Origin of the sequence: Roseicella sp. DB1501, from assembly GCF_013112485.1 — a bacterium.
GTDB lineage: Bacteria > Pseudomonadota > Alphaproteobacteria > Acetobacterales > Acetobacteraceae > Paracraurococcus.
In genome coordinates, this window is sequence record NZ_JABFHG010000002.1 from 269,976 (window position 1) to 292,275 (window position 22,300).

At 70.7% G+C, this 22,300-nt stretch carries 22 protein-coding genes and 1 tRNA gene; 6 read left to right on the forward strand and 17 right to left on the reverse strand.

Annotation, left to right across the window (positions count from 1 at the left end; all coding sequences use genetic code 11):
- The first annotated feature begins 109 nt into the window (after positions 1-109).
- A complete protein-coding gene (locus tag HJG45_RS04630) occupies positions 110-751 on the forward strand; it encodes a 2-hydroxychromene-2-carboxylate isomerase (RefSeq protein ID WP_171610919.1) in 642 nt (213 codons plus the stop codon).
- Positions 752-811: 60 nt separating this feature from the next.
- Here HJG45_RS04630 and HJG45_RS04635 read toward each other — a convergent pair whose 3' ends face one another.
- Together HJG45_RS04635 and metF are read right to left on the reverse strand one after the other, a co-directional pair.
- On the reverse strand, positions 812-1,612 hold the full coding sequence (locus HJG45_RS04635; protein WP_171610920.1) for a phytanoyl-CoA dioxygenase family protein: 801 nt from the start codon (positions 1,610-1,612) through the stop codon (positions 812-814).
- 103 nt (positions 1,613-1,715) lie between these two features.
- Positions 1,716-2,690, reverse strand: a complete 975-nt coding sequence (gene metF / locus HJG45_RS04640; RefSeq protein ID WP_171611242.1) for a methylenetetrahydrofolate reductase [NAD(P)H] — start codon at positions 2,688-2,690, stop codon at positions 1,716-1,718.
- 209 nt (positions 2,691-2,899) lie between these two features.
- On the opposite strand from metF, the gene HJG45_RS04645 reads away from it, so the two are divergent.
- The 3 genes from HJG45_RS04645 (at position 2,900) to HJG45_RS04655 (ending at position 5,624) form a co-directional block, all read left to right on the forward strand.
- The gene (locus tag HJG45_RS04645; protein WP_171610921.1) at positions 2,900-3,697 is read left to right on the forward strand and encodes a VacJ family lipoprotein; all 798 of its coding nucleotides are present in this window, start codon (positions 2,900-2,902) and stop codon (positions 3,695-3,697) included.
- A 29-nt stretch (positions 3,698-3,726) separates the two neighbouring features.
- Positions 3,727-4,362: a phospholipid-binding protein MlaC gene (locus tag HJG45_RS04650; protein WP_171610922.1), complete on the forward strand. Its 636-nt coding sequence runs from the start codon at positions 3,727-3,729 to the stop codon at positions 4,360-4,362.
- 248 nt (positions 4,363-4,610) lie between these two features.
- Positions 4,611-5,624, forward strand: a complete 1,014-nt coding sequence (locus HJG45_RS04655) for a tripartite tricarboxylate transporter substrate binding protein (RefSeq protein WP_171610923.1) — start codon at positions 4,611-4,613, stop codon at positions 5,622-5,624.
- A gap of 13 nt (positions 5,625-5,637) precedes the next feature.
- Here the strand turns inward: HJG45_RS04655 and HJG45_RS04660 are convergent, their stop codons facing one another.
- The 12 genes from HJG45_RS04660 to nhaA form a co-directional block, all read right to left on the reverse strand.
- Entirely contained in the window at positions 5,638-6,168 is a 531-nt protein-coding gene (locus HJG45_RS04660) for a GNAT family N-acetyltransferase (RefSeq protein WP_171610924.1), read from the reverse strand.
- Positions 6,169-6,279: 111 nt separating this feature from the next.
- Positions 6,280-7,959, reverse strand: coding sequence for an energy-dependent translational throttle protein EttA (ettA, locus tag HJG45_RS04665; protein WP_171610925.1), 1,680 nt, complete (start codon positions 7,957-7,959; stop codon positions 6,280-6,282).
- A 120-nt stretch (positions 7,960-8,079) separates the two neighbouring features.
- Positions 8,080-8,415, reverse strand: coding sequence for a restriction endonuclease (locus HJG45_RS04670; RefSeq protein WP_171610926.1), 336 nt, complete (start codon positions 8,413-8,415; stop codon positions 8,080-8,082).
- A 49-nt stretch (positions 8,416-8,464) separates the two neighbouring features.
- Positions 8,465-9,457 (reverse strand): tripartite tricarboxylate transporter substrate-binding protein, encoded by a 993-nt coding sequence (locus HJG45_RS04675; protein ID WP_171610927.1) that lies wholly within the window; start codon positions 9,455-9,457, stop codon positions 8,465-8,467.
- On the reverse strand, positions 9,454-10,056 hold the full coding sequence (gene leuD / locus HJG45_RS04680) for a 3-isopropylmalate dehydratase small subunit (RefSeq protein WP_171610928.1): 603 nt from the start codon (positions 10,054-10,056) through the stop codon (positions 9,454-9,456). Before leuD ends, HJG45_RS04675 begins: the two co-directional genes overlap by 4 nt.
- Positions 10,057-10,060: 4 nt before the next feature.
- Positions 10,061-11,473, reverse strand: coding sequence for a 3-isopropylmalate dehydratase large subunit (gene leuC / locus HJG45_RS04685; RefSeq protein WP_408902010.1), 1,413 nt, complete (start codon positions 11,471-11,473; stop codon positions 10,061-10,063).
- 31 nt (positions 11,474-11,504) lie between these two features.
- The gene (locus HJG45_RS04690; RefSeq protein WP_171610930.1) at positions 11,505-12,296 is read right to left on the reverse strand and encodes an N-acyl homoserine lactonase family protein; all 792 of its coding nucleotides are present in this window, start codon (positions 12,294-12,296) and stop codon (positions 11,505-11,507) included.
- A 36-nt stretch (positions 12,297-12,332) separates the two neighbouring features.
- Entirely contained in the window at positions 12,333-13,448 is a 1,116-nt protein-coding gene (locus tag HJG45_RS04695; protein WP_368040512.1) for an NAD(P)-dependent oxidoreductase, read from the reverse strand.
- 195 nt (positions 13,449-13,643) lie between these two features.
- Positions 13,644-13,937: a hypothetical protein gene (locus HJG45_RS04700; protein ID WP_171610932.1), complete on the reverse strand. Its 294-nt coding sequence runs from the start codon at positions 13,935-13,937 to the stop codon at positions 13,644-13,646.
- 281 nt (positions 13,938-14,218) lie between these two features.
- Positions 14,219-14,650 carry a septal ring lytic transglycosylase RlpA family protein gene (locus HJG45_RS29155; protein WP_171610933.1) on the reverse strand — a complete coding sequence of 144 codons (432 nt, stop codon included), beginning with the start codon at positions 14,648-14,650 and terminating at the stop codon, positions 14,219-14,221.
- A gap of 265 nt (positions 14,651-14,915) precedes the next feature.
- The gene (locus HJG45_RS04710; protein WP_171610934.1) at positions 14,916-15,872 is read right to left on the reverse strand and encodes a tripartite tricarboxylate transporter substrate binding protein; all 957 of its coding nucleotides are present in this window, start codon (positions 15,870-15,872) and stop codon (positions 14,916-14,918) included.
- 10 nt (positions 15,873-15,882) lie between these two features.
- Positions 15,883-17,097 carry a Na+/H+ antiporter NhaA gene (gene nhaA, locus HJG45_RS04715; RefSeq protein ID WP_171610935.1) on the reverse strand — a complete coding sequence of 405 codons (1,215 nt, stop codon included), beginning with the start codon at positions 17,095-17,097 and terminating at the stop codon, positions 15,883-15,885.
- A 405-nt stretch (positions 17,098-17,502) separates the two neighbouring features.
- Here nhaA and HJG45_RS04720 point away from each other — a divergent pair, with 405 nt between their 5' ends.
- Complete coding sequence (locus HJG45_RS04720) at positions 17,503-18,324, forward strand: amidohydrolase (RefSeq protein ID WP_171610936.1); 822 nt, start codon at positions 17,503-17,505, stop codon at positions 18,322-18,324.
- Between the two features lie 18 nt (positions 18,325-18,342).
- On the opposite strand, the gene HJG45_RS04725 is transcribed toward HJG45_RS04720, so the two are convergent.
- The 3 genes from HJG45_RS04725 to HJG45_RS04735 form a co-directional block, all read right to left on the reverse strand.
- Positions 18,343-20,643, reverse strand: coding sequence for a xanthine dehydrogenase family protein molybdopterin-binding subunit (locus tag HJG45_RS04725; RefSeq protein ID WP_171610937.1), 2,301 nt, complete (start codon positions 20,641-20,643; stop codon positions 18,343-18,345).
- Positions 20,644-20,790: 147 nt separating this feature from the next.
- Positions 20,791-20,883 (reverse strand) — tRNA-Ser (locus HJG45_RS04730).
- 104 nt (positions 20,884-20,987) lie between these two features.
- Positions 20,988-21,617, reverse strand: a complete 630-nt coding sequence (locus HJG45_RS04735) for a glutathione S-transferase family protein (protein WP_171610938.1) — start codon at positions 21,615-21,617, stop codon at positions 20,988-20,990.
- Positions 21,618-21,854: 237 nt separating this feature from the next.
- Here HJG45_RS04735 and HJG45_RS04740 point away from each other — a divergent pair, with 237 nt between their 5' ends.
- Positions 21,855-22,229 carry an NINE protein gene (locus HJG45_RS04740; RefSeq protein ID WP_217362817.1) on the forward strand — a complete coding sequence of 125 codons (375 nt, stop codon included), beginning with the start codon at positions 21,855-21,857 and terminating at the stop codon, positions 22,227-22,229.
- The last annotated feature ends 71 nt before the right edge of the window (positions 22,230-22,300 follow it).

The window sequence follows — 22,300 nt, forward strand, 5'->3', positions numbered from 1 at the left end:
CTCCGGGAACAACGATCTGCCGCGGAACGACGCTCAGCCGGGGCGCGATCCGTTGCGGAACGAAGGGTCAGCGGACCGGACCGGCAGGAAGGATAGGAGGTTGCGCATCATGCCCGAGGAGCCGTCGATCACCTGGTATTTCGACACCGTCTCGCCCTTCTCCTGGATCGCCCTGCCGCGCATCGAGGCGCTGGCGACGCGGCATCCGGTGGCTTTCTGCCCCGTTCTCCTCGGCGCGATCCTGGCGCATTGGGGCACGGTGGGGCCGGCGGAGCTGGCGCCGAAACGGCTGCACACCTACCGGCTGAGCCAGTTCCTGGCCGAGCGCGCCGGGCTGCCGATGCGCTTCCCGCCGCGCCATCCCTTCCGCTCGCTGGAGGCGCAGCGCCTGCTCACCGCCCTCGGCGGGGCGCCGGCGGCGGTACGCGCCTGCTTCGCCTGCATCTGGGAGGAGGGGCAGGACGTCAGCGACCCGGCCGGCTTCGCCGCGCTGTGCGGCCGGCTCGGCATCGCCGATGCCGCGGCGCTGATCGAGGAGACCGAGGCGAAGGAAGGGTTGCGGCGGGCCACCGAGGCGGCGATTGCCGCGGGTGTCTTCGGCGTGCCGACCTTGCGGATCGGCACGGAGCTGTTCTGGGGCGTCGACGCGCTGCCCATGGCCGAGGCCTATCTCGCCGATCCCGGCCTCTTCCAGGGCGAGGCGATGGCGCGCCTTGCCGATCTCCCGGTCGGCGTCGCGCGCCGCGCCTGAGCCGGCGGGTCGCCGCCGGGTGGGAGGCGCGGGGATCGTGCCTCCCAGGAGCGGAGCGGGCTACTCGGCCGCCTGCCGGTAGCGCCGGGCATATTGCGTCAGCGCGTCATCCGGCACCGGCTCGATCGGCCTGAAGTCGGTATGGGCGATCCATTCCGGCCGGGTCGGCTTGCGGATGTGGTTGGAAACCGCGTTGAGCGTCAGATAGACGATCTTGCGCGGATAGGGGGTGATGTTGGGCGCCGAGCCATGCACGAGGTTGCCGTGGAACATCAGCAGCCCGCCCGGCTTGCCGGTTGGCGCGACGATGCCGCCCTCCTGCACCAGCTTCGTGACGGTCCCCTCATCCAGCGTCCAGAGCGGGTAGGAGGTGGTGCTGAGGTCGTGCCCCGCCTCCAGGTTGCCGTGGTTCTGGCTGCGCGGGATCAGCATCAAGGGGCCGTTGATCGGCATCACCTCGTCGAGGAAGACGGCGATGTTCATCGCCCGCGGCTCCGGCATGCCGTCGTCGCGCAGCCAGGTGCCGTAATCCTGGTGCCACTGCCAGACATCGCCGGTGAAGGCCGCCTTCGCGTTGATCTTGAATTGATGCATGTAGAGCTTCTCGCCGAAGATCTGCTCGATCGGCTCGATCATGCGTGGATGCGCGCCGAGCAGGCGGAAGGCCTCGTTATAGGTATGCGCGGCGAAGGCGGTGCGGGGCGCGCCGGACTTCTCGCGCCAGATCTCCGGCCGGCTCTCGCGATAGACCGCCTCCGCCTCCTCGCGGAGCGCGGCGACCTCCTCGGCCGTGAAGGTCTCGGGGAGGAAGAGCCAGCCCTCCTCGTGGAACTGGCGGATCTGCTCGTCGGACAGCCGCATGGCCGTTCTCCCTGTCTTTCCTGGACAGAGGGCATTCTAGGCCGGCGTTGGGCCCGGCCAAAGGCTTTCCGGCGGCGTCCGCCAGGGGCCCCGGCTCGGCCCGTCAGCCCGGCCGCCGCGGCCGGGCGCCGAGGATATGGGCGATGGCGTAGACCAGGTCCGGCCGGTTCAGGGTGTAGAAGTGGAACTCGTCCACCCCGTTCGCCTGCAGCAACCGCACCTGCTCCGCCGCGACCACGGCGGCCACCATGCGCCGGGTCTCGGCATCCTCCTCCAGCCCCTCGAAGAGCCGGCCCATCCAGTCGGGCACCCCGGCCCCGCACATGGCGGAGAATTTCCGCATCTGGGTGAAGTTGGAGACGGGCATGATGCCGGGGACGATCGGCACGGTGATGCCCGCCGCCAGGGCCCGGTCGAGGAAGCGGAGAAAGACGTCGCTGTCGAAGAAATACTGGGTAATGGCGCGCGTCGCGCCGGCATCGATCTTTCGCTTCAAATTATCGAGGTCATGCTCGGCGGACAGGGCGGTCGGATGGATTTCCGGATAGGCGGCGACGCTGATCTCGAAGGGCGCGATCCGGCGCAGCCCGGCGACGAGATCGGCGGCATAGGCATAGCCCTCGGGATGCGCCTCGTATTGCGCCGCAGCGGCGGGCGGATCGCCGCGCAGGGCCACGATATGCCGCACCCCGGCCTCCCAATAGGCGCGCGCCACCTCGTCCACCTCGGCCCGGGAGGCGCCGACGCAGGTCAGATGCGCCGCCGGGGTCAGGCTGGTCTCGCGCACGATGCGGGCGACGGTCGCATGCGTCCGCGCCTGGGTGGTGCCGCCCGCGCCATAGGTCACCGAGACGAAGCGCGGCGCCAGGGGCTCGAGCCGGCGGATGCAAGCCCAGAGCTGGGCCTCCAGCGCCTCGGTCCGCGGCGGGAAGAATTCGAAGGACAGGGCAGGCGCCGGCCGGGCGGTGAGCTGCGGCAGCCCATCGACCCGCGGCCCGGTCAGCCAGCGCTGCAGCGTGCCGTGCGCCGCCGCAGCCCTGCCTTCGGGCTCCGGCCCGATCGGCCTGGCGGCGGGCATTCCGGTCGGGTTCTGATCCATTTCCGCCACGCGGACCCTCATCAACGTCTTCGCAAGCGCCGCGACCGGATACAGTTTGTGGCGTTGCAGCGCTACCCTAACGGTCATAATGGCCAACGGGGTCGCGGGACGGATGCCAAATGCATGGCAGCCGTCAGTCATCATGACGCAATGTTGCGCCTTAGCATCGTGAGAGGGTTTAGTCGCCGATGCCGTCCCCGCCCCGCTTCGTCGCTGCGCTCCTGTCGCTGGCGCTCCTGGCCGGCTGCGCCGCAAGGCCGGATCCGTCGGACCCGGATGCGGTTGCCGAGTTCAAGCAGAACAACGATCCACTCGAGCCGTTCAATCGGACCATGTTCTCGATCCACCAGGGCATCGACAAGGTGGTGCTGCGCCCGGTGGCCGTCGTCTACCGGGACGTGGTGCCGCAGCCGGTCCGCACCGGCGTGTCCAATGTCCTTGGCAACCTTCGCACCCCGGTGATCCTCGCCAACGACATGCTGCAGGGCGAGCCGCGGCGGGCGGGCGACACGCTCGGGCGCTTCCTGATCAACTCCACGATCGGCCTGGGCGGCATCTTCGACGTCGCCGGCGATCATTTCGGCGTGCGGGGCCATTCCGAGGATTATGGGCAGACCCTGGCCGTCTGGGGCGTCGGCGAGGGCGCCTATCTCTTCATCCCGGTCCTCGGCCCCTCGAATCCGCGCGACCTGAGCGGCTTCGGTCTAGGCATCGCCTCCGATCCGCTGACCTGGGTCGGCCAGGGCGTCGCGGTCGACGTGCTGACCGGCACCCGCGCCGGCGTGACCGTCATCGACACGCGGGAATCGCTCCTCGATGCGCTCGACGCGGTCAACCGCGAATCGCTCGATCCCTATGCCGTGCTGCGCAGCGCCTATCGGCAGCGCCGCAATGCCGAGATCAACAACACCAATGACAACGTGGCGCCTGCCGCCGCCGGCGGAACCGGCTTCGGCGTGGGCAAGGGCTACAAGCCCGAGCCCTGATCGCCGCGCCCCACCGTTCGGGAGAGACCATGATGCTTCTGATCCAACGCCGCCTGCTGCTCGGCGCCGGCCTGGGACTGGCCTTCGCCGGACCGGCCCTGGCACAGCAGGATATCGGTCGCGCCGCCAGCTTCATCCAGGCCACCGGCCAGGAGCTGGTCGCGGCCATCAACGACACGCGGGCGGACCTGGCGACGCGCCGCCAGCGGGTGGCCGCCATCCTGCGGCGCGCCGTCGATATCGACGGCGTCGGCCGCTTCATCCTCGGCCGCTGGTGGCGCCAGGCCAGCCCGCAGCAGCAGCAGGACTACCTGAAGCTCTTCGAGGAGACGCTGATCCGCAACCTCTCGGCGCGCTTCGGCGAGTATCAGGGCGTGCGCTTCTCGCTCGGCCGCAGCCAGCAGCGCACCGAGGATGACGTGCTGGTGAACACCATCATCGAGCGGCCGAACAGCGCGCCCTTCGCGCTCGACTGGCGCGTCGGCGAGGTCAACGGCCAGCCGAAGGTGGTCGACGTCATCGCCGAGGGCACCTCGCTGCGGCTGACCCAGCGCAGCGAATACTCGGCCGTGATCCAGCAGAACAACGGCTCGGTCGACGCGCTGCTCGCGGCGATGCGCCGGCAGATCCAGCAGCTTTCGGCGCGGGAGCAGGGCGGGCGCTGACGGGAACAGATCGCGGGAGGGCGTGAATGCCCGGACCGTGAATCCGCTCCGGAAACAACAGGCTACAGCGGATTGCCTCCAATCTTGAACGCAATCCGCTGTAGCCGTCCGGGCGGGCCCCACGCCGCCCGCCCGGCGCCCCATTTCATTTCCCGGCATATTCCAGCCGGCCCCGGCAGTTTCGCCCTTCCCGTCCGCGGCCGGGCAATGCTCTCCTCGCGGCAAGAAGACCGCCGGGAGGACCACGCATGCGCCGCCGCCAAGCCCTGTCCCTGCCTGTCCTGTCCCTGCCCGCCCTGCTGGGGGCGGGCGCGCTGCTGCCGCGGGCCGCCCGAGCCGCGGGTTTCCCCGACCACCCGATCACCCTCGTCACCGGCTATGCCCCGGGCGGCAGCACGGACATCGCCGCCCGCATCCTGGCCGACCGCATGCCGATGCATCTCGGGCCGGAGGCGCGGATGCTGGTCGACAACCGCCCCGGCGCGGCCGGCGTCATCGCCACCGAATGGCTCATGCGCCAGCCGGCGGACGGCCACACGATCATGGTGACCGAGACCGGCGCCGCCGCCGCCGCGCCGGCCGCCTATATCGGCGGCACGCGCTACGACCCGGTGGCCGATTTCACGCAACTCGGCATCATCAGCACGCCGCCCGGCGTGCTGGTGGTGACGGAGCGCTTCCCCGGCCGCACCCCGCAGGAGGTGCTGCAGGCGCTGCGCACGGCGCCGCCGGACAAGCTGACCTATGCCAGCTCCGGCGTCGGCGGCGTGCTGCACCTCCGCGCCGAGATGCTCGCCCGCGCCTTCGGCACCCATTACGTCCATGTCCCCTATCGCAGCGGCGCCCAGATGCTGCAGGCGATCCTGACCGGGGAGGCGCAATTCGGCGTCGCCGCCCTCGCCTCCGCCACGCCGCTGATGCGCGACGGCAAGGTGCGCGGCATCGCCATGGTCGGCGACCGCCGCTTCCCGCTCTATCCCGACATCCCGACGCTCGGCGAGCTCGGCGTGCCGGGCTTCGACAATGGCGGCTTCTTCCTGCTGATCGGCCCGCGCGGCATGCCGGAGCCGGTCGCCCAGACGCTCAACCGGGCCTTGCGCGCGACGCTCGCCGAACCGGTGGTCCGCGACCGGCTGCTGACCGCGGGGCATGAGCCGCCGGCCGGGCCGAACGACCTCGCCACCGCCCGCGCCTTCATGCAGCGCGAGCTGGAGACCTATCGGGACATCGTCGAGCAGACTGGCATCCGGCTGCAGCCGTGATCGGGCGGGAAGGTCAGTCCGTGCGGAGGCTCTCGTAGACCACCATGCGGCGCCCACGATACTGGAAGGCGTCGCATTCCCGCATGCCGATCTCCTGCAGGACGGCGCGCGAGGCGAGGTTCTCCTCCCAGGCGACGGCGATGATCCGGTCGAGCCCGGCGCGATGGCCGAATTGCAGCCCGGCCCGCGCCGCCTCCCGCGCATAGCCCTTGCCGCGGCATTCCGGCCAGAGGGCGAAGCGCATCGCCACGCCGCGCCCGTCCGGCCGCTCCATCAGCCCGGCGATGCCGAGGAACTCGCCCGTCTCGGTCAGGTAGACGCACCAGGTGCCGTAGCCGCGCACCTGCCAGAACTCGATGTCGTCCTCCAGCTCCTCGCGCGTCCGCTCCTCCGAGCGCGTGCCATGCAGCATGAGCTCGAAGACGCGGGGATCGGATTTCAGCCGGATGAGGTCCGGCAGGTTCTCCTTGCCCGGCGGCACCAGCGTCAGCCGCGGCGTGCGGACGAGGCGGCCGGGCAGCGGGATGGGCAGCGCGTGCCGCATCGCCGGGCCCTAGGGCCGCTCCCCGCCGGGCGGCACCGCCCGATGGGGTGACGCTGCCCTGGGGGCGACGGGCCGGGACAGCGGCCTTGAACCGGTCGGCACGAACGGGCCCTAGCGCGTCAACGGCCGGTACTTGATGCGGTGCGGCTGATCGGCCGCGGCGCCGAGACGGCGGCGCCGGTCCGCCTCATAGGCCTGGTAGTTGCCCTCGAACCACTCGACATGGCTGTCGCCCTCGAAGGACAGGATGTGCGTCGCCAGCCGGTCGAGGAACCAGCGGTCGTGGCTGATGATCACCGCGCAGCCGGCGAAGTCCTGCAGCGCCTCCTCGAGCGCGCGCAGCGTGTCGACGTCGAGGTCGTTGGTCGGCTCGTCGAGCAGCAGCACATTGTGCGGCCGCTTCAGCATCTTCGCCAGGTGGACGCGGTTGCGCTCGCCGCCCGAGAGCACGCCGACTGGCTTCTGCTGGTCGCCGCCCTTGAAGTTGAAGGCGGCGCAATAGGCGCGGCTCGGCACCTGCCGCTTGCCCATGGGGATCATGTCCATGCCGTCGGAAATCTCCTGCCAGACGGTGCGATCGTCGCGCAGGCTGTCGCGGCTCTGGTCGACATAGCCGAGATCGACCGAATCGCCGACGGTGAGCGTGCCGGAATCGGGCGTCTCCTGGCCGGTGATCATGCGGAACAGCGTCGTCTTGCCGGCGCCGTTCGGGCCGATGACGCCGACGATGCCGCCCGGCGGCAGCTTGAAGGAGAGGTCGTCGATCAGCAGGCGGTTGCCGTAGCCCTTGCGGATCCCCTCGGCGGTGATGACGAGGTTGCCGAGGCGCGGCGCCGGCGGGATCTGGATCTCGGTCGGGTCGGGGGCCTTCTCCTGGCTCTTGGCCAGCAGCTCCTCATAGGCCTGGATGCGCGCCTTGCTCTTGGCCTGGCGGGCGGAGGGGCTGCGGCCGATCCATTCCTGCTCCTCGGCGAGCTGCCGCTGCCGGGTGCTCTCCTCCTTCTCCTCCTGCGCCAGGCGCTTGCGCTTCTGCTCCAGATAGGCGGAGTAGTTGCCCTGATAGGGGATGCCCCGGCCGCGATCGACCTCGAGGATCCAGTTGGTGACGTTGTCGAGGAAGTAGCGGTCGTGGGTGACGATCAGCACCGCGCCCGGATAGTCGCGCAGCGTCTTCTCCAGCCAGGAGACGCTCTCGGCATCGAGGTGGTTGGTCGGCTCGTCGAGCAGCAGCAGGTCCGGCTTCTCGAGCAGCAGCCGGCACAGCGCGACCCGGCGCCGCTCGCCGCCCGAGAGGTTGGTCACCGGGCTCTCCGCCGGCGGGCAGCGCAGCGCGTCGAGCGCGATGTCGAGGGTGCGGTCGATCTCCCAGCCATTGCCGGCATCGATCCGCTCCTGCAGCTCGGCCTGCTCGCCGAGCAGCGTGTTCATCTCCTCGTCCGACATCTCCTCGCCGAACTTCATGGAGATTTCGTTGAAGCGATCGAGATCGGCCTTGAGGTCCTTGAAGGCGAGCATGACGTTCTCGCCGACGGTGAGATCGGGCTCGAGATGCGGCTCCTGCGGCAGGTAGCCGACCTTGGCGCCCTCGGCGGCCCAGGCCTCGCCGCCGAACTCCTTGTCCTGCCCCGCCATGATGCGCATCAGCGTCGACTTGCCGGCGCCGTTCGGGCCGAGTACCCCGATCTTGGCATCGGGGAGGAAGGAGAGGGTGATGCCCTTGAAGACCTCACGGCCGCCCGGATAGGACTTGGTGAGGTCTTTCATGACATAGACGTACTGGTAGGCGGCCATGCGCTGAATCCTGGGGGCTTGGGGGTTGCGGGCTTTCTAGAGCAGATCGCCGCGGCGCGGAAACGCCCGGGGGCATGAATCTCCCCGGCCAGGCGCGGCGCCGCGCCTCAGCGGCCCAACTCAGCGACTGCGGCGCCTGGCCCGGCGGGTCGGGGCGTGGAAGCCGTCGGGCTTGCCCCGGAGCCAGCCGAGGAAGCGGGCGATTTCCGGCTCGGCCCGCAGGCTGGCGATGTCGGACAGGCGGCGCGCCAGCTCGGCCTCCGAGAAGCGGGCATGGATCGCGCTGTGGCAGATCTGGTGCAGCCGCACCGTGCCGAGCCGCGCCCCGCCCTTCAGCCGCGGCACCAGATGGTGGCGGCTCGACCGGGTGCCGGGCGGGATCGGCCGCTCGCAGAGCGGGCAGAGGGGCGGCGCCGCCTCGGGTCGCGGCGCTGTCTGGCGGGAGGGACGAGGCATGCGCGGCCCTGCATCTGGGGCCGGCTGGCTGGCCCCGCTACCCCTCCCCTCAGCCGAGGGTGATGCCCGCCTCCCGGATCACCTGCTCGCAGAGGCCGCGTTGCGCCTCCAGCCAGCGGCGGAACTCGGCCGGCGAATTGCCCAGCATGATGGCGCCGGAGGCATCCATGCGCTGCCGCACCCCCGGGTCGCGGACGGCCTGCCCGATCACCGCGGCCAGGCGGTCGATGATCGGCGCCGGCGTGCCGGCGGCGGCGAAGACGCCGTTCCAGTCGCTCAGGTCGAAGCCGGGGAAGCCGCTCTCGGCGAGGGTCGGGACATCCGGCAGGGTCGGCACCCGCTCGAGGCTGGTGACGGCGAGGATCCGCGCCTGCCCGGCCTGCACCGGCGGCCGGATGGAGTTGGTGGTGATGATGACGGCATCGACCACCCCGGCGGCGATATCCCGTGCCGCATCGGCGCCGCCGCGATAGGGCGTGTGCACCAGCCGGATGCCGGCCTGCTTCTGAAAGGCCTCGCCGGCCAGATGCGCCATGCCCGCGGCGGGCGGCGTGCCGTAGCTGATGCTGCCCGGCCTCGCCCTGGCGAGGGCGATGAACTCCTGGATCGTCCGCGCCGGGAAGTCCCGCTTCACCGCGATCACCTGCGGGAAGAGGCAGAATTGCGAGACCGGGACGAAAGCGGTGCGGTAGTCGAAGCCGAGATCCTTCATCAGGGCGGGATTGGTGAGCTGGTTCGCGGCATCGACGAGGAAGGTGTAGCCGTCATGCGGCGATTGCAGCGTGGCATTGGCCGCGATCACCGCATTGCCGCCGGTGCGGTTCTCGATCACCACGGACTGGCCGAGGATCTCCCCCATCTTCTGCCCGCAGGTGCGGGCAGCGGTATCCGCAGCGCCGCCGGCGGCGAAGGCGACGATCAGCCGCAACGGCCGGTTCGGCCAATCGTCCTTTCCTTGGGCTTCTCTGTTCTGGGCCCGGGCGTGGAGAGCGGACGAGGCCAGCGCCAGGCCGAGCGCCGCCCGGCGTCCGAGGCGGATCACAGCCGGTTCTCGCGCCCGTAGCGCCGCTCGAAGGCGGCGATCTCCTCCTCATAGCCGGCGGTAAGGCCGAAATCGTCCAGCCCCTCGAGCAGGCAATGCTTGGCGAAGGGATCGATCTCGAAGCCATGCACCGTGCCATCCGGCGCGGTGACGGTCTGGGCGGGCAGGTCGACGGCGATGCGGGCGCCGGGCCCGGCCTCCAGCATGGCCATGATCGCGTCCACCGCCTCGGCCGGCAGTACCACCGGCAGAAGCCCGTTCTTGGTGCCGTTGTTGCGGAAGATGTCGCCGAAGCTCGGCGCGATGGCGCAGCGGAAGCCGGCATCGAAGAGCGCCCAGACGGCGCTCTCGCGCGAGCTGCCGCAGGCGAAATTGCGGCCGGCGACGATGATCCGCGCCGGCTGCCAGGCAGGCCGGTTCAGCGGGAAATCCGGGTCCTGGCCACCCTCCGGCAGCCGCCGGGCATCGTGGAAGAGGAACTGCGCGTGGTCCACCTCCCGCGGGCGGGAGAGGAAGCGTGCCGGGATGATGCGGTCGGTGTCGATGTTCGGCTGCGGCAGCGGCACCGCGACGGCATCGAACTGGCGGAAGGCCTCCATGGCGTCAGCCCTCCAGCAGCCGGCGGACATCGGTGAAGCGGCCGGTGACCGCGGCGGCGGCGGCCATGGCCGGGCTCAGCAGATGGGTCCGCGCGCCGGGCCCCTGGCGCCCGACGAAATTGCGGTTGGAGGTGGAGGCCACCCGCTCGCCCGGCGCGGCGATGTCGCCATTGGTGCCGAGGCACATGGAGCAGCCGGGCTCGCGCCAGGCGAAGCCGGCGGCGCGGAAGACCTCGTGCAGCCCCTCCGCCTCGGCCTGGCGCTTCACCGGCTCGCTGCCCGGCACCACCCAGGCGGTGACGCCCGGCGCCACCTTGCGGCCGGCGGCGACGGCGGCGGCGGCCCGCAGGTCCTCGATCCGCGAATTGGTGCAGCTGCCGATAAAGGCGCGGTCGATGGCGATGTCGGTCAGCCGGGTGCCGGGGGCGAGGCCCATATAGTCCAGCATGCGCCGCATCTGCGCCCGCCGCTCGGCATCCGGCGCCGTCTCCGGATCGGGGATGGCGCCGTCGATGGGCAGCGCATCCTCCGGGCTGTTGCCCCAGGTGACCATGGGCTGGATCGCATCGCCATCCAGCGTGACCTCGGTGTCGAAGGCGGCGCCGGCATCGCTCGGCAGTTCGCGCCAGCGCGTCACCGCGGCCTCCCAATCGGCGCCTCTCGGCGAGTAGGGACGGCCCTCGAGATAGGCATAGGTGGTCTCGTCCGGCGCCACCATGCCGGCGCGGCCGCCAGCCTCGATCGACATGTTGCAGAGGGTGAGACGCCCCTCCATCGACAGGCTGCGGATGGCGCTGCCGGCATATTCGATGGCATGCCCGGTCGCGCCGGCGGCGCCGATGCGGGCGATGATGGCGAGGATCACATCCTTGCCCGTCACCTGCGGCCCGAGGCGGCCCTCGACGGTGATGCGCATGGTCCGCGGCTTGCGCTGCCAAAGCGTCTGCGTCGCCAGCACATGCGCCACCTCGGTGCTGCCGATGCCGAAGGCGAGCGCGCCGAGCGCGCCATGCGTCGAGGTATGGCTGTCGCCGCAGACCATCAGCAGGCCGGGCTGGGAGAGGCCGGTCTCCGGCCCCACCACATGCACGATGCCCTGGTTCGGATCGCCGAGGCCGAATCGTCGGATGCCGTGCTCGGCGGTGTTGCGGGCGAGCTTCTCCACCATCTCGCGGTGGCGCGGATCCTCGATCTCCTCCACCCGCCGCCCCGCGGTCGAGACGTAATGGTCGGGGGTGGCGAAGATCCGCTCCGGGGCCCAGGGCTTCAGGCCGCGGCGGCGCAGCACGTCGAAGGCGGTGGCGCCGCCATCATGCAGCAGGTGGCGGCCGACATAGAGCAGCGTCTGGCCATCCTCGCGCTCCAGCACGCGGTGGCGGGACCAGATCTTCTCGAACAGCGTGCGTGGCGCGTCCATGCGCATCCCTCCCCAGCTTCGGTGCCGCCGCTCAGGCGGCCGGCTCCCGGTCCAGCCGCACCGCGACGCCCTCGAGCCCCGGCACCGCCGGGTGGCGCTGCATCACCAGCGGATCATGGCCCGGGACGATGTGGCGCGGATCGGGCGCCAGGGCGCGCAGCCGGTCGAAGCCCTCCAGCATGTCGCCGACATGGAAGGCGGTGGTGAAGGGCCGCTTCGCCTCGAGGTTCTCGTAGAAATGCGTGACGTCGGAGGCGATCACCACCCGGCCCCGCGCGGTCTCCACCGTCACGCATTGCAGGCCCATGGAATGCCCGCCCATCGCGTGCAGGCGGAGGCCCGGCGCCAGCTCGGCATCGCCGTCATGGAACACCACGCGGTCGGCGAAGGTCATGCGGACGATGCCGGCGACATCCTCCACCTCGAAGGAATGCCGCAGGCGGTGGTGGCACATGTAGCGGCCGGTCGCGTAGCGCATCTCCTCTTCCTGCAGGTGGAAGCGCGCGCGGGGGAATTTGTGGAAGCTGCCGACATGGTCGTAGTGCAGGTGGCTGATGATGACATCCTCCACCGCATCCGGCTCGATGCCGAGCAGCCGCAACCCCTCGACCGGGCAGCGGAGGTAGGTGCGGCGACGCCGGGCGGCGACCTCGGCGGTGAAGCCGGTATCGATCACCCAGGCGCGGCCATCGCCGACCGCCACCCAGACGAAATAGTCCATGGGCATCGGCGCGTCATGCGGGTCGCCGCCGATGAAATGCTCCTGCCGCTTCGCCTCGCGGGTGGCGTAGCGCAGCGCGTAGAGCTCGTAGCAGGTGGTCATGCGCCCGGCCTCCCCTCCCGCCGCAGCATCCGGCGCTCAGCCCTTGTCGGCATCGAGCACCGCCTGCACGGCGGCCGGATCGGCGGCGATCGTCACGCCGGCCCGCTCGGTCTGCAGCTTCATCGGGATGCGGGAATCGAGATGCCCCCAGCCGCGCGCCATCGCCTCGTTCATCTCCTCGAGCGTGAGCTGGCAGAAGCGCATCGGCACGCCGAGCTCCCGCCCGAGCGAGGTGGCGAGCGTGACATCCTTATGCGCCAGCTTGAGCGCGAAGGCCGGCGGGTCGTAGCGATCGACCAGGAACTGGTCGACGAGGCGGTCGAAGGTCCGCCGCCGCCCGAGCGCGCCCTGGCGCACCGCCTGCCACAGCGCCAGCGGCTCCATGCCGGCCTTCACCCCCATGGAGAAGACCTCGGCCATCGCCGTCTGGATCGCGTAGCCGGCCATGTTGTGGACCAGCTTCGCCACCGTCGCGCTGCCGATCGGCCCGATATAGGCCGCCTGGTCGCCGATGGCGTCGAGCACCGTCTTGTGCCGGTCATAGACCGCGCGGTCGCCGCCGACCCAGATGGCGAGCTTGCCGGTCTCGGCGCCCTTCGGGCCGCCCGAGACCGGCGCGTCGAAGCCGTGCGCGCCCTTCTCGGCCAGCGCGTCGTGCACGCGCTGCATCAGCGTCCGGCTGTTGGTGGAGAGGTCGAAATAGGCGAGGCCCGGCCGCGCCCCGGCCAGAAGGCCATCCTCGCCGAAGACCACGGCCTCCACCTCGGCCGGTCCGGGCAGGCTGGTGAAGACGACGTCGCAGCGCTCGGCGATCTCGCGCGGCGTGGCGGCCCATTCGGCGCCGTTCTCGATATGCCGCGCCGCCGCCTCGCGCCGGGCATCGAGCACGACCAGCCGGTACTGCGACTTCTGCAGGTTGGCCGCCATGAAGGCGCCCATGGTGCCGAGCCCGATGAAACCGATCCGCATGGATTCTCCCCCCTTACCTTCCGTCACCTGCCGGCGCCGCCGTCGCAATCCAGCCGGCGCGTCGCGGCGCGGGCCTGGACCGACAGTCGGACGGGCATGGGATGTCGAAGCCGGGGAGCGCGGCGCCGCGAAGCTCCGCCGACAGCCGGGACGGAGCGGCGTCGAGCGGGGCAGATCGGCCATGCCGATGGCATGCGCGCATCAGTGACGATCCCTCCCGGGCCGGCCTTCGCGGGCCGGCACGGGAAGCGATCCTAGGTCATTCGACCGTCCCCGCAAGCCGGCAACCACGAGGGCCCCGGCGCGGGAGGCAGGGAGGGAGGGCCGATGGCGCGGCGGCCAAGCCCGGCTTCGGGCACGGGCCGGCCGCCACCCGCGTCACCAGGCCTCGTTGTCCTCCAGCGATCCGTGGCGGCCGAGCGTCAGGCGCTCCTCCGCGCCGCCGATGGAGGTGGCGAGATCGCGCATCGTCTCGATGGTCTCGTGACCCAGCGGAAAATCCTCGGCGAGGAGGTAGTCCGCCACATGGAAGACCTGCGCGACCTCCGGCCCGAGGAGCACGCCCTTCTGCTGCAGCATCCCGACCAGCGTCCCGAGGGTCAGGGCGATGGCATTGATCTGCTGCTGGTGCGGGTGATCCATCGCGGAGACGCCCGTCGAGAGATCAGCCATGGAGAAGGATCCTCCAGGCATGGATTGCGGCAAGGAAACCTCCATGGTCATGTCTTTTCCCGGCGTATCTGTTCGTTACAATATTGACAGAAGTTAGCGCCGCGACGGTGCACAAGAACTTGAGCTTGTTACGAATAGTGATCGCAGTCACAGGACGTCGTCCCGGACACCGCGACCCGTCGCCGAATGTGGTCCGCTCGACATGCGGAACGCGCGCAGCATGCCGTGGCCGGGCCCCTACGCGGCGCCGCCGGCATGACGCATGATCTTCGGCCGGGCGCTCAGCGCTCGGCGCCGGCCCGCCGCCTCGCCTGCGTCCGGTCGAAGCCGATGGGCACGACCTCGACGCGCGCCTTGCCCTTGGTCTTGATCCCGAGCGCCCGGCTGGCGCCGCGCGACAGATCGATCAGCACGCGGCTGCCCGGCACCGTGGTGTCCGTGATGGTGACGGCGACGCTCTTCCGCGTCTCCAGATCGGTGACGCGGACACGGGTCCCGAGCGGGAAATGCACGCTGGCGGCGGTCCTCGCCGATGCATCGAAGGGCCGCCCGTTCGCCATGGTCTGGCCCTGGCGATCCTCGCCATACCAAACGGCGATGCCGCGCCTGGCCGCGCCATGCCTGGCCGGCTTGCCGGACCGGGCCCAGGCCGTTGCGGGCGTCGTGGCGAGGACGGCAAGCAGTGTGGAACGGGCGAGGTCTCTGCGATGCACCGGCATCTCCGTCGTTTGGGCGCCGGACTTTGGCCGTGCGACGGCCGTCTGTCACGCTGCCGCGATGCCGTCGTCGCGCGATGCCGAGGATGCCTCAGCATTCGGCAATTCTGCATGCGTGGTCACAGTTTTTTCTGGCATGCAACCCAGAGCAGATCGCGGGAGGGCATGAACGCCCAGACGTGTGACTCTGCTCTGAAAACAAAAGGCTACAGCGGAATGCGTTCAAGATTGGACGCAATCCGCTGCAGGGCCGCGATCCGCTCTAATCGTTCGGCCGCAGCCCGGCATCGCGGACGACCTTGATCCACCGCTCGCGGTCCGTGCGCGCCGTCGCGGTCAGGACCTCCGGCCCGCCCCAGGCCGCCTCGGCGCCGAGGCCGAGCAGGCGTCGGCGTAGTTCTTCATCCGCCAGCACCCCCTCCAAGGCCGCGACCAGCCGGCCTTGCTGCGCCGCCGCCAGGGCGGCGGGCGCGAACAGGCCGAACCAGGTCTCGACCACGAACCCTGGCACGCCGGCCTCCACCGCCGTCGGCAGGTCCGGCGCCAGCGGCGTGCGCGCGGCCCCGGTCGTTGCGAGGGCGCGCGCTGATCCCGATGCGACATTCGGCAGCGCGGTCAGGGGCGGGTCGAAGAGCGCGTGCACATCGCCGCGTCGCAGCTCGGCATAGACGCCGCCGGTGCCGCGATAGGGCACATGCACCATCCCGGCGCCGGTGAGGAGGTTGAACAGCTCGCCGGTGAGATGCGGGATGGTGCCGGTGCCGGAGGAGCCGAAATTCACCCGGCCGGGATTGGCCCGCGCCCAGGCGACGAACTGCGTCAGCCCCTCGGCCGGCACGGCCGGCGCGACCAGCACCAGATTCGGGCTCTTGGCGAGCAGCGCGATGGGCGTGAAATCCCGCTCGGGATCGTAGGGCAGATGCGTCTGCAGCGCCGGCCCGGTCGAATGCGTGCTGTTGGTGGTGAAGAGCAGCGTCAGCCCGTCCGGCGCGGCGCGCATGACATGCTCGGTGGCCGGCACGCCGCCGCCGCCCGGCCGGTTGTCGACGACCACCGGCTGCTCCAGCCGGGCGGCCAGCAAGGGCGCCATCAGCCGCGCCAGCGCATCGGTCGGTCCGCCGGCCGGAAAGGGCAGGACCAGCCGCACCGGCCGGGAAGCCTGGGCCAGGGCGGGACAGGGCGCGAGCAGGCCGGCCTGCAGCAATTGGCGACGACGCATGGCGCCCTCCTCAGCGATGAATGCCCGCCCGGCGATCTCCGGGCGGGGTGATCTTCCGCTGCGCGAGGCGGAGCACGGTCCAGCCAGCCAGCCCGGCGAGAAGCGACCCGATTATGATGCCGAGCTTGACCTCGCCGAGCAGCTCCGGCGTCTCCTCGAAGGCCAGCATGCCAATGAAGAGGCTCATGGTGAAGCCGATGCCGCAGAGCAGGGCGACGCCGGCCATCTGCGGCCAGCTCGCGCCCATCGGCAGGCTGGCGAGGCCGAGCCGGATGACCAGCGCAGCGCTGCCGAGGACGCCGATGAACTTCCCGACCAGCAGGCCGAGGCCGACGCCGAGGGTGAGCGGCGCGGTCAGCGCATCAGCGCCGAGGTCGGCCAGGGGCAACCCGGCATTGGCGAGACCGAAGATCGGCACGATGACGAAGGCCACCGGCCGTTGCAGGCTATGCTCGAGCCGGTGCAGCGGCGAGCTCCGCATCGCATCCTTCTGGCCGCCTCCCCCCTGCAGCGGGATGGTCATGGCCAGCGCGACGCCGGCGATCGTCGCATGCACGCCGGAGCGGAAGACCAGCAGCCAGAGCAGCAGGCCGAGCAGGAGATAGGGCCAGAGCCGCCGCATCCCGGCGCGGTTCAGCCCGATCAGGCCCGCGAGGACGATCCCGGCGAGGCCGAGATCAAGCAGCGAGAGGTCTTCCGTGTAGAAGACGGCGATAACCAGGACGGCGCCGAGGTCGTCGATGATGGCGAGAGCGGCGAGGAAGACCTTCAGCGAGCTCGGCACCCGGTCGCCGAGCAGCGAGATGACGCCGAGCGCGAAGGCGATATCCGTCGCCGTGGGGATGGCCCAGCCGCGCAGCGTGTCCGGGTGCTGCCAGTTGAAGGTGGCATAAATCAGCGCCGGTACGACCATGCCGCCCACCGCGGCGATCCCCGGCAGGGCGCGGCGCGGCCAGCTGGCGAGCTGGCCCTCGAGGAACTCGCGCTTGATCTCCAGCCCGACGAGCAGGAAGAAGAGCACCATCAACGCATCGTTGATCCAGTGTTCGAGGCTGAGCGGGCCGATCCTGGCATGCAGCGCGGCCCCGTATTGCGGCGCCAGGGGCGAGTTGGCGAGCAGCAGGGCGAGAATGGCGGCGCCGATCAGGATCAGGCCGCCGGCGGCCTCGCTGTCCAGGAATTCGCGCAACATCGACAGGGGGCGGCGCACCGGGCCGTTGAGCATCGCTGATCCTTGGATAAGTTGAGGAGGGCAAGGCAAGAGCTAGAGCGTGATCGCTTGAGGTGGAGTCACCGAAAAGCGTGAATCACGCGATCAAACAATGGCCTGGACCATGATCCGCGACCCTGCGTGAGCGGATCATGGTCCAGGGCCTTTGAGCACGGACCCGCGGCCGCGGTCCACGGCCCCTCCCCCGCCTTGCGGCGCATGCGCATGGGCGTCGACTCTTGATCAGCCTCTGCCATCCGCTTCCGAACCGGACCCGTTCCAGCCCGGCTGCCCCCGGTCCCCTACCCGCGCCGCGCAGGGGTAGGGCGGCTGGCGGCCGGGCCGCGACGCCGGCAGCATGCGGTGCCGCGGCGCCAGGCCCCCGAAGGCGGCGGGTCTGCGCTCGGGGGAGGAACGGGAATGAAGATCGTCGATGCGCAGATCCATATCTGGTCCAGCGGCACGCCATCCGGGCTGCACCGCAAGGTGTCGGCCTTCACCGCCGAGGAGGCGCTGCGGGAGATGGATGCGGCGGGGGTGGACGCGGCGCTGATCCATCCGCCCGGAAGCTGGGACCCAGACTCGAACACCCTGGCGGTCGAGGCGGCGCGCCGCTACCCCGACCGCTTCGCCGTCATGGGCCAGTTCCCGCCGGACCAGCCGGAGAACCGCAGGCTCATCCATGGCTGGAAGAACCAGCCCGGCATGCTCGGCCTGCGCTGGGCCCTGCTGACGCCCGAGCAGCAGGCCTGGTTGCGCGACGGGACCCTCGACTGGCTCTGGCCCGCCGCCGAGCGCGAGGGCCTGCCGGTCGCCACCATGGCGGGCCTGTTCCTGCCGGAGTTCCGCCGCATCGCCGAGGCGCATCCCAACCTCAAGCTCATCATCGACCATTGCGGGCTGGTGCGCACCGCGCAGGACGAGGCCGCCTTCGCCAGGCTGGACGAGTTGCTTGCCCTGGCGCGGCTGCCGAATGTCGCCGTGAAGGCGACGGGCGCGCCGCACTACTCGACGCAGCCCTATCCCTACCGGAACCTGCATGACGGGCTGCACCGGATCTTCGACGCCTTCGGGCCGGAGCGCTTCTTCTGGGGCACCGACATCACCCGCATGCCCTGCAGCTACCGGCAATGCGTGACCTTCTTCACCGAGGAGTTGCCCTGGCTGACCGGGCGCGACCTCGAACTCGTCATGGGGCGCGGCCTGTGCGAGTGGCTGGGCTGGGACCTGGCGTTCGATTGAGCGGGCGGGCCCGCCGGCTCACGGCGCCGCGCCGCGCATGGCCTGCCAGATGCGGCAGGGCGTGGCCGGGCCGTCGAAGCCTGTGACCCCGAGCGGCGCCAGGGCGTCGAGGATCGCATTCTCGATCGCCGGGACGATGCCGCCGAGCGCGGCCTCGCCGGCGCCCTTCACGCCGAGCGGGTTGGTGGTGCAGCGCGACGGGTTGAAGGCAAGCGTGAAGCCGGGCAGGTCGCCGGCCCGCGGCAGGGCGTAGTCAAGGAAGGAGCCGGCGAGCGGCTGCCCCGCCGCATCGTGCACCGCCTGTTCCAGCAGCGCCTGGCCGGCGCCCTGCGCCGCCGCGCCGTGCGCCTGCCCGCTGGCGATGCGCGGATTGACCAGCACGCCGTAGTCGTCGACCGCCGCGTGCCGGACCAGGGCTGCCGCGCCGGTCTCGCGGTCGATCTCCACCTCGACCACATGCGTGCCATTGGGGAAGGTCATCTGCTCGCGCGTCCAGAGGTGATAGGTGTCGAGCGGGGTGCCGGCCCGGCGCGCCAGGGCCGCGACCTCCAGCAGGCCGATGCTGCGGTTGCTGCCGGCAAGGGTGAAGATGCCGTCGGCGAAGCGGAGCCTGGCCTCCTCGCCGCCCAGCGCCGCCGCGGCGACCTGTCTGCCCTTGGCGACGATCTCCTCCGCCGCCCGCCAGATGGCGCTGCCGCCCATATAGGTGGCGCGGGAGCTGCCATGCCCGCCGCCGAGCGGCAGCAGGTCCGTATCGCCCTGGCGGAGCCGGATCGCCGCATGCGGGATGCCGAGCCGGTCGGCCAGGACCTGCGGGAAGGTCGTCTCGTGGCCCTGGCCGATGGCCTGCGTGCCGGTGAGCAGCGCGACCGTGCCGTCCGCCTCGAAGCGGATCTCGACATTCTCCCGCGGCGCGCCGCCGGTGCCCTTGATGTGGCAGGCGAAGCCGAGGCCGCGCAGCCGGCCCCGCGCCTGGCTCGCCGCCCGCCGGGCCGAGAAGCCGGGCAGGTCGGCCAGGGCGAGCGCCATGTCGAAGGTCTCGCGGAAGGTGCCGCTATCAACCGAGAAGCCCAGGGCATTCGTCATCGGCATCGCCGCCGCGGGCGTGAAATTGCGCTGCCGCAAGGCGGCGCGGTCGAAGCCGCCTTGCCGCGCCGCGGCATCGATGAGGCGCTCCATGATGCCGATCGTCTCGGCGAAGCCGGGCGAGCGGGTGACGCCGACCGGCACGGTATTGGTCAGCACAGCGCGGACATGCAGCGCGATGGCCGGGATGGCGTAGACCGTGCCCTGCAGATGGACGTACTGGCTGGTATGCACGCCCGCCATGCCGCCGATCAGATAGGCGCCGAGATTGGCGTCGCTCGTCACCCGCAGCGCGAGGAAGCGGCCCTCGGCATCGAGGGCAAGCTCCGCCTCCGCCAGGTGGTCGCGCGCCTGGTGATCGCTGAGGAAGGTCTCGGACCGCGTGGCGATCCATTTCACCGGACGCCCCAGCCGGCGCGCCGCCCAGGGGATCAGCGCGTATTCGGCATAGGCGAAATTCTTCGCCCCGAAGCCGCCGCCGACATCGGGCGCGATGAAACGCACCGCGGCGGGCGGCACGCCGAGCGCCCGCGCGACCTGGTCGCGATTGGCATGGATGTTCTGGCTGGAGAGGTGGACGGTGTAGCGCCCGGCCGCCGCATCCCAGGCGCCGATCACGCCGCGCGGCTCCATCGGGCTGGTGACGATGCGCTGGCTGTGCAGCCGGAGCGAGACCCGGTGCGCCGCGCGCGCGAAGGCCGCCGCCACCGCCCCGTGGTCGCCCCAGCGCCAGTCGAGGCAGGTGTTGCCGGGCACCTCCTCGGCGAGGCGCGGCGCATCCGGGGCGCGCGCCGCCCGGGCGGTGGTGACGGCCGGCAAGGCCTCGTATTCCACCTCGAGGAGGTCGAGCGCATCGAGCGCCGCGGCCCGGCTGGTGGCGACGACCAGCGCCACCGGCTCGCCGACATGCCGGACCTTGCCCTCGGCGAGCAGGGGCTGCGGCAGGAAGGCGAGCCGCTCGCCGGTCTGCAGGTTGGTCTCGACGGTCGGATGCAGCGGCCCCAGCCCATCCGCCCGCGCCTCGGCGCTGGTCAGCACGGCGAGCACGCCCGGCGCAGCGCGGGCCGCAGCGGCATCGATGCGCGCGATGATGGCATGCGCATGCGGCGAGCGCAGGATGGCGGCATGGGCTAGGCCCTCGACCGCAAGATCGTCGAGATAGGCACCGAGGCCGGTAAGGAAGCGCTGATCCTCGCGGCGCCGTGGCGTGTCGCCGATCACGGCTTGGATCATCGGCCCCTCCCCCGTCTGGACGGGGATGATCACGCCGCAGCCGCGGCCCGACAATGGCGGGATGCCGGCCAGCATCGGCGAAGGCCATGGACCGGATTGCGGGTTTCCGCGCGGAGAGGGTCTAACCGCTTGAGATCCCTCGCCGGATGGCGGAGGGGATGGGATTCGAACCCACGATAGAGGTTGACCCCCTATAACGGTTTAGCAAACCGTCGCCTTCAGCCACTCGGCCACCCCTCCGCAGAAGTGACAGGCCCACGACGTATGCAGCGCGCCTCTTACAGGCGGCGTGCCCGGCCGTCAAACGCTCTCCCTGGCAATCCAGGCCGGGCAGCAGCGGTCGGTCAGGACAGGGCGACCTCGAACCCCTTCGCGGTCGCCGGGCGGGCCATCATCCGGGCGTACCAGGCGCCGACATTCGGCAGGTCGTCGAAGGGCACCTGGTGCCGCTCATGCCGCCAGGCCCAGCCGAGGATGGCGAAATCCGCGATGCTCGGCTCGCCCTTCGTCGCCACGTAGTCGCGCCCGGCGAGCCGCCGGTCGAGCACGCCGTAGAGCCGCTTCGTCTCGGCATGATATCGCTTGACGCCGTAGTCGCGCGCCGGCCCCTCGGGCTGCATGAGGAAATGGTGCACCTGGCCCGGCATCGGGCCGAAGCCGCCCATCTGCCACATGAGCCATTCCAGCACCGGCACCTTTGCCCGCAGGTCGCGCGGCATGAAGCGCCCGGTCTTCTCGGCGAGGTAGATCAGGATCGCGCCGCTCTCGAAGACCGAGATCGGCTGCCCGCCCGGCCCCTCGGGATCGATGATCGCCGGGATGCGGTTGTTGGGACTGATGCTCAGGAAATGCGGGTTGAACTGCTCGTTCTTGGTGATGTCGACCGGCTTCACCCGATAGGGCAGGCCCATCTCCTCGAGCGCGACGCTGATCTTGCGGCCATTCGGCGTGTTCCAGGTGTAGAGGTCGATCATCAGGGGCTCCCGCGGACGTCTTTCCCGAGACCATGATCCGTTCAACTGAGTTCACGGACCATGGTCTCGGTCGTTGTTTGATCGCGTGGGTCTCGCCTCCGGTGAGTCCACCTCGGGCGATCACACTCCAGCCAGCCTATCGCCGAACGCGGCCCGGCGAAGCCCCCATCCACAGACCCTTCGGGCGGCATTTCGTTGCATTGCGGCCACGGCGTCGCAGCAACCTCCCGCAGTGGCATGAAAAACCTTCCCTTTCGCGCGATGGTGCAGCAGCGTCCTCCCTGGCGTCGCGACGTGAGGGGCACGATTCGCGGTGGTCGGGGGATGCTTGTCATGAGTGCGGTCTTGCTGCCCGGCGCGCGCCGGAAATCGGTCGGGCTTGCCTATCTGTTGCTGGCGTTCTGCGGGCTGTTTGGCCTGCATCGCATCTATCTCGGCCGCGGCCTGTCGGGCGCCGGCATGGCGGCGATCAGCCTGCTCTCCATTCCCCTGATCTGGAGCGGCCTTGGCCTGCTCGGCTTCGTGGCGACGGGCACCTGGGCCCTGGCCGATGCCTTGCTGATCCCCTCCATGGCGCGCGAGGCCGAGCCGGGCCTGCCCGCGCTGGCGTAAGCCGCCACCGCGTCGCCTCCCGGCCCCCGACGGGAGATGGCGCCACGGAACGGCGAGGAGAGGCCGCGCGG